The organism is Fluviicola taffensis DSM 16823, from assembly GCF_000194605.1.
GTDB lineage: Bacteria > Bacteroidota > Bacteroidia > Flavobacteriales_D > Crocinitomicaceae > Fluviicola > Fluviicola taffensis.
Window position 1 is genome coordinate 4,556,518 of sequence record NC_015321.1, and the last position, 12,794, is coordinate 4,569,311.

A 12,794-nucleotide genomic window follows, 5' to 3' on the forward strand; every position below is an offset into this window, starting at 1 on the left:
ACAATATAGTTTTTTTGTTTCAAATGAAACTTGATTTTTTTATTTATTTTTTAGAGTGTTTTATAGAGCCATGCAACGAATCAATTTTTAATAACTTACACATTCGAAAGAAAATTGATAATGAACCCTTTAAAGAAATCCAGTTCCGAAGATTATCTCAGTGCCATTTCAATATCTTCCCAAATATCTTCAATATTCTCCAAACCAATACTCAAGCGCACTAATCCGTCTGAAATTCCTACAGCTTCTCGCTCTTCCGATTTCAATTTGCTATGTGTTGTAGATGCTGGATGTGTTGCAATACTTCTACTATCACCCAAATTTGGAGTTAATGAAAACAATCCCAATTGATCTAAAAATTTACGTCCAGCTTCCAATCCACCTTTGATTTGAAACGTCACAATTCCACCACCGTATTCCATTTGGTCTTTTGCGATCACTTGTTGTGGATGAGAATCCAAAAATGGATATTTCACCCAATCAACAGATTCATTTCCTTCCAATCGTTTGGCGATTTCAAAGGCTTGCGAGCAATGTTTTTCCATTCTAAGATGCAATGTTTCTAAGGATTTAGAAAGAATCCATGCATTGAATGGAGATAATGCAGGTCCGCTGTGTCGTGCAAACCCTTGAATTTTTGCGATAATTTCTTTGGTAGAAACTATCAATCCTCCCAAAACTCTTCCTTGACCATCCATGTATTTCGTTGCAGAATGAATCACGATATCCGCTCCTAATTTCAAAGGTTGTTGTAAAACAGGAGTCGCAAAACAATTATCTACCACCAACAATACATTCTTCGCTATGCAAATTGCAGCTAATCGTTTGATATCGATAATATCCAAGCCTGGATTGGAAGGTGTTTCAATATAAACAATCTTCGTTTCTGGCTTAATTTCCCGTTCATATCCTTCGTAATCAATTGCATCAACGTAAGTTGTTGTGATTCCCCATTTTGGAAGGATATTTACAAACAACTGATGCGTGGAACCAAAAACAGATTTCGAAGAAACAATGTGATCTTCGCTTTGAAGCAAGGCTGCAAAAGTGGTGAAAACAGCAGCCATTCCTGTAGCAGTTGCCCAAGCAGCTTCACCAGATTCTAAACACGCTACTTTCTCCAAGAGTTCATCCACATTTGGATTTGAATAACGCGAATAAATATTGGCTTCTATTTCATCTGAAAAAGCAGCACGCATTTGCTCTGCATCCTCAAAAACATAACTCGATGTCAAATACAATGGAACGCTGTGTTCAGCTTCTTGTGAACGTTCGTTTTGAATACGGATGGCAAGTGTTTCGTTTCTGTAATTTTTCATGATTGATGTCTAACTTCTAATTGAATGTTTATAGCAGGATTTAACGATGCAGAAACAGAGCAATATTTTTCATAGCTCAATTGAATAGCGGCATTTGCTTTTTCAATATCTACTTCCTGATTAAAAGTGAATACGAGGTGAATGGTTTCAAATGGAGAAGGAACATCATCTTTGCGATTTGCATCAATGTTCACTTCGTAAAAGCTAACAATTTGTCGTTGTTTTTGCAAAATCAACAAAATATCGATGGACATACAACCTGCCAATGAGCTCGCTAATACTTCCATAGGTCTCATTCCTTTGTTTTTTCCTCCAATTTTTTCCGTTGCATCCATTTTCAGGGAAATACCTGATTCATTTTTAACTTCCAGTACGAAAGGAGATTCTGTTAATTTCAATTCTAATTTCATGACAATTCCTCAATTAAATGTGCTGATTTTTCAGTAGAAATATCTGTGTTTTTTGTCAATTGAATACTATCTGGAATAACTGCCAAGAAATAATCAGGTGCATTGTTCCAATCTTGCTTAGAAATTTCCTCATACGAAATGATTCCAATTTTATAGCTATGAGATTGTCCGGTATACGTTTCATGTGTTTCAATAAACGTTATCTGATCCAATTTTTCCTGACTGGTTGCACTCAAGTACACTTTCAGCGAATAATCACTATCAAAACTCAAGTGTTCTTCTGTTTTTGATTTTTTGTATTCGTACGCATAGTCAAACTGCAAAGCCGAAATATCTGAAAGAACCGCACTTGCCGTTGGGTGACTTCCGGCACCTTTTCCTAAGAACAATTGCTTATCGGAAAACAAAGCTTCAACAACCACTGCATTAAACTCGTTTTCGACATTAAATGCAAAGTGATTATTCGGAATGATATGCGGAGCTACAAAACCAACTATTTGATTATTAATTCGGGTTCCAAATGCCAATAATTTAATTTTCAATCCTTTTTCGCGTGCATATCTTGCATCCCAATCTTTCAACTGACGAATTCCGTAATTCCAAACGGCATCTTGCTTCGTAGTGAATCCAAAAGCATGTTTCAGTAATAAAACCAACTTATATTTTGCGTCAAAACCGTCTACATCTGATGTTGGATCCAATTCTGCGAAACCTAGATCTTGTGCATTTTTCAATGCTTCATCGAAAGATTCACCTTCCGCCGTCTTTGTGAGAATGTAATTCGTTGTTCCGTTTACAATTCCACTGATATTTGAAAGTGAATCGTTGTTATAATATTCCTCCAAGTTTCGAATAATTGGAATGGAACCACCAACTGAAGCTTCGTATAGAAATGAAACATTATTTTCTTTTGCCAACGAAACCAGTTCATTCAGGTGATATGCAATCAGTTTTTTATTTGCGGAGACTACATGTTTTCCAGCTCTTAGTGCTGTGGTGACAATTTCATAAGCAGCTTCTGAATCATTGATTAATTCCACCACCACATTGATCTCATCATCTTGCAAAATTCGATTTGAATCCGTACTAAAGTAACTTGAATCAATGATCCGTTTTTTGCTCAAATCTTTGATAACAATGTGCTTGATCGATGCTTGAAGCAAGGTTGTTTTATTTAATACTTCGTATAATCCTGTTCCAACACAGCCGAAACCAAATAATCCTATTGTGAGTTGATTTTTCATCTTAATTGTTTTTTAAAAATTGTGTAATGTGATTTGCCAAAATTTCTGTTTCTACTAAAAATCCATCGTGACCAAAATCAGATTTTAGGCGAATAAGTCTCGCATTTGGCAATTGTTTGGTCAGTTCTTCCTGTTCTGTGATTGGAAACAATAAATCGGTGTCGATTCCAATGACCAAAGCAGGCATGAGGCATTTTCCCAAAACTTTTTCGTCTCTATTTCTAAAAACATTGTGCGAATCCATTGCTTTTGATAAAACCCAATAACTAAATGCATTGAAGCGATTTGCCAGCTTTTCTCCTTGGTACTTTTGATAGGAACTTGCTTTGAAGCTGTCGAATTTGGAATCAGTTTCTTCACTTTGTGTGATTTTATAACCTTCATACGTTCGGTAACTCAACATTCCAATCGCTCGAGCAGCTTTCAATCCTTCTATTCCGCCATTTTCTTGTTTGCTATAAAATGTTGAATCTGCTTGAATTGCCAATCTTTGGGCCTCATTAAATGCAATACCAAATGGAGAATGCTTCAAGTTCGTTGCAATTGGGATAATGCTACCGATTTTCTCTGGAATTAGTAAAGCCCATTCTAAAAGCTGTTGTCCGCCCAAAGAAGCGCCAATCAAGGTGTGAATCCATTCGATTTTCAGTTCTTTCCTCACCAATTCCAATCCAAAAACCATGTCCCGAATGGTCAGAACTGGAAAAGAATCAAACTGTTCTTCGAGTAATAAATCGGTACTCAAGGGACCAGTTGAACCGTAAGCGCTTCCTAGAACATTGACCGCAACGATGAAATATTCTGCTGGATCAAAACATTTTCCTGCTCCAAATAATCCGCCCCACCATTCTTGTACACGGTGATTTCCCGTAAGCGCGTGGCATACCCAAACGACGTTTGATTGGTCTTCATTCAGCTTTCCCCAAGTTTGATAAGCCAATGAGAGACTGGAAAGTACCTTTCCCGATTCTAATTGAAATTCGGATTTAGAAGAAAAAATAAACTGTGTTGGCTGCAAAAGCGAAGCCTTCGAATAAATTGTTGACATGAAATGTGTTGTGAAATATAAATTATTGAACTGAAAGAATTAACAACAGCAACAACAACACATTTTCGTAAGAAGAGAAATAGATAAAGACGACTCGAATTTGAGTCTGAAGTTCGGATTTGAATGTTTCGCACTTTTCATAAACGCCATTTTTATATTCGTCTGACTGCAACATGCATCAAACTCGGAAGTTGGCACCGGTTTTCCAATCCACCCGAACTATTCGGAAGAACTTAAAGTTGGTTGCCAGAGGGTCAAAAAGTCCGTCTCTCGCCTCTTCTGTATAAACTAGTTGTATTCTCGCTTAGAATTACGGTACAAATGTTCTAAAAATAAATGGATAAATCAAAATTTCTTGAGAAAAAAATGAAAATAACTGGAATACCAAGAAGTGGATTGTTCTAATTCTTGTAGATGATTTTAACAGTTTTCGCTTAGTATGAATTCGTTGGAAAATAGACTCATGTCTATCCGTCTTTTGGAGTGGAGATTTGTTGGTTATAAACTGAAATAGTTACTGTTCCCTATCAAGACTGTTTCAATACTCCGAAAGATTTGAGGAAGAATCATCCCCTTAAACGCCCAATTATACTGGCGAATAGACTCATGTCTATCTGTCTTTTTGAGTCGAAGTTGTTGGGCTTAGAATCGCTATTTTACCAATCGCTCTTGAAAACCATTTTTAACACTCCGAAATATTCACGGAAATATTCGTCGCTAATCCTCCATCGGATGTTTCTTTGTACTTTGAATTCATGTCCAAAGCAGTTTCCCACATCGTTTTAATCACTCCATCCAACGAAACTTTTGCCGTATCCGGATCTCCCTGCAAAGCCAACTGACAAGCTGTAATTGCTTTAATTGCTCCCATCGTATTTCGTTCGATACATGGAATTTGAACCAATCCACCAATCGGGTCACAAGTTAATCCTAAATGATGTTCCATGGCAATTTCCGCAGCCATCATTGCTTGATTTGGGCTTCCCCCCAAGCATTCTGTCAAAGCAGCAGCAGCCATTGCAGATGAAACGCCAATTTCGGCCTGACAACCACCCATGGCAGCCGATATCGTAGATCGTTTTTTGAAAATACTTCCGATTTCCGCAGCTACTGTCATGAAGCGAATGATGTCTTTCTCTTCTGTTCCTCCCGCAAAGCAAACGTAATACATCATCACCGCAGGAATAACTCCCGAAGCTCCATTTGTTGGTGCAGTAACAACTCGCCCAAATGCGGCATTCTCTTCATTTACAGAAAGAGCAAAACAACTCACCCAATTCAAAGTGTTCTGGAAAATATTACTCGTAGCTTGAATTTGTCTGATGAAATCTTTGGAATCTTTACAAGCAATTCCGTTCAATAAACGTCTGCTCATTTCATACGCCCGTCTCTTTACGTTTAATCCTCCAGGAAGTGTTCCTTCTGTATTTACGCCTCTGAAGACGCAATCACGCATAACATTCCAAATTTCCAAACATCCAGCAATTGTTTCTTCCTGAGTTCTCCAAGTCAATTCGTTTCGCAATACAATTTCAGAGATGCTAACACCTTGCTCTTCACAATATCTTTTAAGGTCAGCAGCTGTTTCAATAGGAAATGGTAACTGAGCTGAATCGGATAAAGTAAGTTCCTCTTCGCCTTCTTTTACTACAAATCCTCCACCAACGGAATAATAAGTATGAGATTCTTGAAATCCATCCATCATGGTAATAGAAAGTGTCAATGCATTGGGATGTCCAGGAAGTGATTTATCGAAATGGAAAATCAAATCTGTTTCGGGATCAAAAGTGATGACTTGTTCTCCGCAAATTTCGAGTGTTTTTGTTTGATGAATCTTCCCAAATTTAGGATTGATTGTATTTACCTCAATGGTAACAGGATCTTCACCCATCAATCCTAAAAGAACGGCAATATCTGTACCATGTCCTTTCCCAGTTTTAGCTAAAGAACCATACAAATCCACATGAATTCGCTTGATTTCTTTAATTCCAGGTTTTACTTTATAGAGATTTATAAATTGTTGAGCTGCTCTCCAAGGTCCCATTGTATGCGAGCTTGAAGGACCAACTCCGATCTTGAATATATCAAAAACACTAATTTGTTCCATTGGGGTGAATTTACTGAAGCAAGATTAAGCAAAGATTCTACTTTCACAGCTTCTGCAAAGGTAAGTTTTCATGCCGATATTGTTAAGAATTCAGGATTAAATGACTATAAATTTATATCCACTTCGTGGATAACATATCAGAAGCTGTGCTTCTTCCCTCAGAACACGCCTTACAGGCTTTCCTTAGTCTTCAATCAGCTTTAGCTGATTTCTTATCTCACAAAAACCCATTCAGTTGGGGAAGATTGCTTTTCATCGTAAGTATAACCATCCACATTGTAAGCTTTCAAGTCTTCCGAGTGTTTCAAATCATTTTGAATGATATAGCGAGCCATTGCACCACGCGCATGCTTTGCGAAAATCATAATCATTTTATACTCTCCATTTTTAAATTCTTTGAAAACAGGAGTAACAACCGGATTCTTTACTTTTTTCCAAAGAATTGCTTTATTGTATTCTGCAGAAGCTAAATTGATAATCGCCTCCCCTTTTTCGGTTTCTTTCAGAAGTGATTTCGTCAATTTATCTCCCCAAAATTGGTACAAACCAGTAACTCCTTCTTTGATTTCTAATCTCGTTCCCATTTCCAAACGATAGGGGTGAATTAAGTCCATCGGTTTCAAAAGGCCGTACATTCCTGATAAAATACGCAAGTTTTGTTGTGCATTTTCCAATTCCTTTTCAGAAAGTGTTTCAGCATTCAATGCTTTGTAAACTTCACCTGTAAACAAAAAAGCCGCTGGTTTCACATCCTCTGTTGGAGTTTCTGAAAGATGCCACGCTTTATTCCTATTCACGTTTAGCTCTGCAATATCTTTTGAAACGTGCATCAATTCCATGATATCTTTCACTTTCATTTTTTTCAACTTCCCAACAAGTGTCTTCGCTTCTTTCGAAAAGATAGGTTGGGTGTAATTAAATGATGAAATCTGACAATTTTCATTGATCGATTTTGCAGGAGAAATGAGAACTTTCATACGTGAATTTACTTTGCCCAAAAATACGTTGAAAAAAGGGAATTGGTTTTATGAAAATAACTTGAATAAATAAAAAAATCGCCTCAAGTTTTATCTCAAGACGATTCCTTCATTCCTTATTGAATCTAATTATTTGATGAGTACTACATGACCGCCTAATTCAACTTTTTTGTCGTTTGATCTGCTTTTTACTTTTATTTTCCAACTGTATGTTCCATCCATTGTTGTTTGTCCATCAAATGTTCCATCCCAACCAACTTCATAATCTAGAGACTCAAAGACAAGTTGTCCCCAACGGTTAAATATTTGAAGATGATAACTTTTTACATCAAAACCAGAAGTCAAAACAGGTTTAAAAACATGATTAAATTCATCTCCATCTGGAGAAAATGCATTTGGAACATAGTAAATCAAATCTTCTTTCACTTGAACTGTTTTAGATACAGTATCCGTACAGCCATCACTATTTATTGCAACCAATATCACTTCGTAATATCCAGCCTCGACCCCAGGGAATTCATGTGTTGGGTTTTCCAAATTACTGTACGATCCATCTGAAAAATCCCATTGATAGTCTACCGCTCCATAAGAGTCATTGAAGAAATTCACAAAGGTATTCGATGTTTCAACTACATCTGGGGTTAAATTAAATCCTGCAATTGGATTCGGATAAACACACAATAAATTAGACTGTGTTCCTGTATTTGTACATCCTTCTGGCGTAAAAACAGTCAGTGTTACATCATAACATCCTGGATTCATTAATTCAAGATTAATAGAACCACAACCAAAGTATTGAGATCCATCAGACAAAGTCCATTGACAATCATTCAAATTTCCTGTAGACTGATTGGTCAATGTTGTAATCAAAGGAGAACATCCTGCAAGATTCGTAGCAGAGAAATTAATCTGTGGAGTTGGAACAACTGTAACATGAATCACATCTGTATTTTTACACCCATTTACATCAGTACCAATAACAGTATAATTCGATGTGTTTTGAGGTACAAATGCAACTCCATCAGTTACAGAATTATCCCAAACATAACTCACAGCGCCTTGTCCATTCAAAGTAGTTGAAAACCCTTCACAAACAGGATAATCAATACCCGCAGAAACAATTGGCAAATCCCAAACTCTCACTAAAATAGTATTACCTACTGCATTCGTACATCCAGAAATAGAACTTTCTTGTACAGAAATCAATTGATAATTAAAATCTCCTGCCACATTTGTTGGAACCGAAATAGTTGCTTGTCCAGTATTGGAAGAAATGGTTTGATTTGCTCCACCATTCAAAGAATACGTAAAGATGAAAGGTGCAACTCCGTTCAATCCTTGAAAAGTAACAACAGGTTGGGGTTCATTTAAACACAAACTAACAGCTCCAGCAATAGTTGCCGTTGGAAGCGGGTTAATGATAATTGTTGCAGTACCTGCTTGATTCGCTGAACACGCCGTAGAAGATGCATCCTGAACACTAATCAACTGATACACGAAATTTCCAACAACATTTGTAGGGGCATTAATCGTAGCATTGTTAGATCCTGCTGGTGTAGATACCGTTTGAGGAGCTCCTCCATTTAATGTATAAGTAAATGTATATGGTCCTACTGTATTTCCACCTGTAAAAGTTACCTGTGGCTGATTCGAGAATTGACAAATCGTTACATCTCCAGCGATTGTTGCTGTTGGCAAATCATTCACAACAACCGTTACAGAACCTTGCTGCAGATTCAAACAAGTAGTTGAACTCGCATCTTGAACACTAATCAAATCATAGACATGTGAACCAGGAACATTCGTAGGGATAGAAATTGTAGCCACTCCAGCAGCATTTGAAACGACCTGGATGGCAGCACCATTGTTATACGAATAGCTGAATGTATAAGGAGCAGTTCCGTTAGCTCCTGTAAAAGTAACCGTTGGCTGAGGGGAATTTAAACAAAGTGTTGTATTCCCTGTAATTGTTGCTGTTGGCAATGGATTTACTGTCACAATTCGACTATCCGTATTAATACATCCTTGAGCGCTTGTACCTGTTGCAGTATAGGTTGTTACACCAAGAGGTGGGGTTACACTCGAACCATTAGCAGGAACACCTTGATCCCAACCATAATTAGCTGCAGTTCCAGTTGCTGTAAGTGTAACCTGAGCTCCATCACAAACTGCAATATCATTTCCTGCATTTACTGTTGGAAGCGCATTTACTGTTACTGTTGTGGTTGTTGGTAAATAACAAGGAACTGACGGTGTAAAAGTGATCGTATATAACTGACTCGTTGTCGTTGTACTCGTAGATAAATCTAAAACACCTGTATTTGCATTAATATTCATTGTTGCAGGTGCAATACTATAAGCTCCAGCTAATGGAGTAGAAAGTGTTGCTGACGGATCAGCTGCATCGATACAATAAGCTGGATTTGGATAAGATACGGTATAAACATTCGCTGGATTTACTGTCACAAGAACTTGATCAGTTGCTGGACAACCATTCAAACCAATTCCATTAACAGTATATGTTTGTGTAGTTGCAGGAGTAAATGGAACACCATCGACACCACCGTTGTCCCAAACAAAATTTGTTCCAGTAACTCCTGCCAATGTGACACTTCCTCCAGCACAAACTGTTTGATCTAGCCCTCCATTGATAAAAGGAGTTAAAATTGTTACCGTTAAAGGAGCAGATTGACATAAAAGAACTCCATTTGGATCATATAATCCAGCTACAATAACTGTGTCACTATATATTGGAATCGTAATCGTATTTGAAGAAGGTGTATTACTTCCTGGGATATCCCAGCCAACATTTGTTGTTAAGCAAGGTCCCGCGTTTATGAAGATATTATCCAATCCCCAGTTATCACAACATCCACCAGATGAATTTACTTGAATCCATCGGAACATCGTGTTTGTAGTGGTAGCACCAGGAGGAATTGGAATAGAGAAATTACTCCAATTTGTATAAGCAGTAGCACCGTTGATAGAGTTATTTCCACCAGGGTTTGCTGGGAGTTGGAATCCCCATGGACTAAAATACACAAACTCAATCCAAGTTGCTCCGCCATCAATACTGTATTGAATCGAAACTCCTTCATCTTGTTCGTCTGGTCCTTCACAAGGCACACCTCCTCCTTGAACGGCGTATTTCATATCAAAGTCGATGGTCCCCCCTGAACAAACATCAAAATTATCACTTGTAATTTGTGGTGTTCCAGCCGCAGTTGAAGCCCAAAAATAAGGTGTGTTATCCAATGAATTTCCACATAGAACACCATAGTTGGCAGTTCCTGAAGTAGACCAACCAGCTGGAAGCGCATTATTGTTGAAATCAAAAGCTTGGTTTGCCTGCGTTACTGTTCCAGTAGCAGTTAAAGTAATTGAAGTCCCTGGACAAACCTGAAGAGGGTTGGGACCCGCGATCGTGACAGTGCACGTTTGTGAAAATCCGGTTATAGAACCTAATAAACACATTAAAAACAAGATTGTTTTCATGGTAGTAAGTAAAAAAGTGTTAGTAAAATCTAAATCAATTAAGTTTCAATCTGCGTAGAGCATCATTCAACCACCAAGTTTTCAATTTTTAATTGCTGAAAATGCCAAGCTCCAGAAAAATTAGGATTTTGCAGATAGACTTTCGTCTTGTCATTTGTTCCACAATTAGCAGTAAAAATTTGATTTGGAGATAAACTTTGATAATATAAGCTCTCATCACTTCCATTGCACCCTGCACATCCTTCTTCAAATTGAACAACGATATTAAAACCTACATGTAGATTTGTATTCGTTAGATTTTCAATTTTCAAAAAAGCGAATTCATAGGGTTGTTTTCCTGATTCAACATCACACGGGCCTTCAACATAGGAAATTTTAAGTTCGGGAGTAGTAATCAGCGTAAGCTCTTCTTGAGAATACGCTGCAGAGCCAAAAAGTAAGCTTAGTGCAATACCTTTCGCTACCTTGATAGGATCTTTTATCATAATCTAACTTTTAGTAGTAAAATTCATTTAATGAATAAATGAATGATAATTAATGTGTAGTTTGTAAGTAGGACTCAATTTTCACTTTGGTAATTTGAATCCCCTTATCTATAAAACGAATCATTTACCGAAAGAGCTTGTTAACTTTAACATTAATCAGGATTCATTTAATATTCTAGCAGTTTGATCGAATATTAACATTTAGTAAACTTTTACTGATAAAAAAATTAAATATCAAGCATTTAAATGAATTCAACACTATTAAGGTTTGATTCATTGGATTGCGGAAAAAGCACTGAGAGAGCGTGATATTTAGATTAGAAGGTATCTAGAGAATCATCCAAAGAAATCACTCATTCAGAATTGGATGTCAAATAGTATCAATTTTAAGGCAGAACAAGACAGCCTTCATTATAAATAGTAGGGCAGATTACTTCCTATGGAATAAAAATGGGGTGCGAGCTAATATACTATCAAAATCACTTCAAGCCAAAATGCTTTTCAGCTTCGTCCACAATCTGACCACCAATTGCTAATGACGCAGTTGCAGCTGGAGAAGGAGCATTTAAAACGTGGATAGAATTTTCATGAAATTCAAATCGGAAATCATCACGAGTGTCTCCGTCTTCGGCTAAAAGAAGCGCTCTTACTCCTGCTCTACCTGGATGAATATCTTCCATTGTTAAGGATGGAACGATTCGTTGAAGTGTTTTTAAGAATAATCGTTTTGAAAAAGCTCTGCGGTATTCATCAATCCCAAATTTCATGTTATTGAAGAACAATTTCCAAGTTCCTTTGTAAGACAGGGCATCGAAAGTATCTTTGAAGGAGAAATCTGTTTTCCCGTACCCTTCTCGTTTAAATGTGAAAACAGCATTTGGACCACATTCGATTTCGCCATTGGTCATTCGTGTAAAATGTACTCCTAAAAACGGAAAATCTGGATTGGGGACTGGATAAATCAAGTTCTTCACTTTATGTTTGGCTTCAGGAGTCAATTCATAATAATCTCCTCTAAAACCAACAACTTTCTCTTTCAACTTTACACCATCTTTTTTAGCCAATCGATCCGCTTGAAGTCCACCACAGAAAATCAAAAACTTAGCTTCTATGTTTCCTTTGTTCGTAGCAATGATTGTTTTTTCAGCTGAGCGCTCGATTCCAACAACTTCATGATTCAATTTCATGGCGCTTTTTGGTTGCATTGAAAGTGCAATTTCTGCCATTTTTTCGGTTGCTCCACGGAAATCAATAATTCCTGTACAAGGAACCCAAATCCCTCCAATACTTTCTACAAAAGGTTCGATTTCTTTCACGCGCTTTGCATCGATCATTTCAATACCTTCTGTATTATTTGCCAATCCATTCTGGAAAATTTTATCCATATTCGATAGCTCAGAAGAATCTACTGCAACGACTACTTTTCCACAAACATCGTGATCAATACGGTGTTCTTTCGCAAAAGCAACTAATTCATGTCTCCCTGAAACACAATTTTTAGCTTTTAAAGAACCTGGCTTATAATACAAACCACTGTGGATTACTCCGGAATTGTTACCCGTTTGATGATCTGCCAATTTTGCTTCTTTTTCAATCAAAACAATTGCCAAATCAGGATAACGCTTCTGCATTTTGTAAAGCGTTGCTGCACCTATAATTCCACCACCAATAATTGCTACGTCGAATGCCATGTAGATATAAATTTGGTG

At 37.3% G+C, this 12,794-nt stretch carries 9 protein-coding genes and 1 riboswitch; all 9 genes read right to left on the reverse strand.

Annotated elements, in window-relative coordinates; translation table 11 throughout:
* Positions 1-152: 152 nt before the first annotated feature.
* Entirely contained in the window at positions 153-1,319 is a 1,167-nt protein-coding gene (locus FLUTA_RS20070) for a trans-sulfuration enzyme family protein (protein ID WP_013688742.1), read from the reverse strand.
* The gene (locus FLUTA_RS20075) at positions 1,316-1,729 is read right to left on the reverse strand and encodes an OsmC family protein (RefSeq protein ID WP_013688743.1); all 414 of its coding nucleotides are present in this window, start codon (positions 1,727-1,729) and stop codon (positions 1,316-1,318) included. Before FLUTA_RS20075 ends, FLUTA_RS20070 begins: the two co-directional genes overlap by 4 nt.
* Positions 1,726-2,973 (reverse strand): homoserine dehydrogenase, encoded by a 1,248-nt coding sequence (locus FLUTA_RS20080; RefSeq protein ID WP_013688744.1) that lies wholly within the window; start codon positions 2,971-2,973, stop codon positions 1,726-1,728. The genes FLUTA_RS20075 and FLUTA_RS20080 overlap by 4 nt, the downstream gene beginning before the upstream one ends.
* A gap of 1 nt (position 2,974) precedes the next feature.
* On the reverse strand, positions 2,975-4,021 hold the full coding sequence (locus tag FLUTA_RS20085; protein WP_013688745.1) for a homoserine O-acetyltransferase family protein: 1,047 nt from the start codon (positions 4,019-4,021) through the stop codon (positions 2,975-2,977).
* A 149-nt stretch (positions 4,022-4,170) separates the two neighbouring features.
* Positions 4,171-4,311: riboswitch (SAM riboswitch) on the reverse strand.
* A 392-nt stretch (positions 4,312-4,703) separates the two neighbouring features.
* Positions 4,704-6,128: an L-serine ammonia-lyase gene (locus tag FLUTA_RS20090; protein WP_013688746.1), complete on the reverse strand. Its 1,425-nt coding sequence runs from the start codon at positions 6,126-6,128 to the stop codon at positions 4,704-4,706.
* Between the two features lie 212 nt (positions 6,129-6,340).
* A complete protein-coding gene (gene yaaA / locus FLUTA_RS20095) occupies positions 6,341-7,105 on the reverse strand; it encodes a peroxide stress protein YaaA (protein WP_013688747.1) in 765 nt (254 codons plus the stop codon).
* A 129-nt stretch (positions 7,106-7,234) separates the two neighbouring features.
* Positions 7,235-10,600: a T9SS type B sorting domain-containing protein gene (locus FLUTA_RS20100; protein WP_013688748.1), complete on the reverse strand. Its 3,366-nt coding sequence runs from the start codon at positions 10,598-10,600 to the stop codon at positions 7,235-7,237.
* A gap of 62 nt (positions 10,601-10,662) precedes the next feature.
* Entirely contained in the window at positions 10,663-11,085 is a 423-nt protein-coding gene (locus FLUTA_RS20105; protein ID WP_013688749.1) for a hypothetical protein, read from the reverse strand.
* Between the two features lie 479 nt (positions 11,086-11,564).
* Positions 11,565-12,776 carry an L-2-hydroxyglutarate oxidase gene (gene lhgO, locus FLUTA_RS20110; RefSeq protein ID WP_013688750.1) on the reverse strand — a complete coding sequence of 404 codons (1,212 nt, stop codon included), beginning with the start codon at positions 12,774-12,776 and terminating at the stop codon, positions 11,565-11,567.
* Positions 12,777-12,794 lie beyond the last annotated feature (18 nt).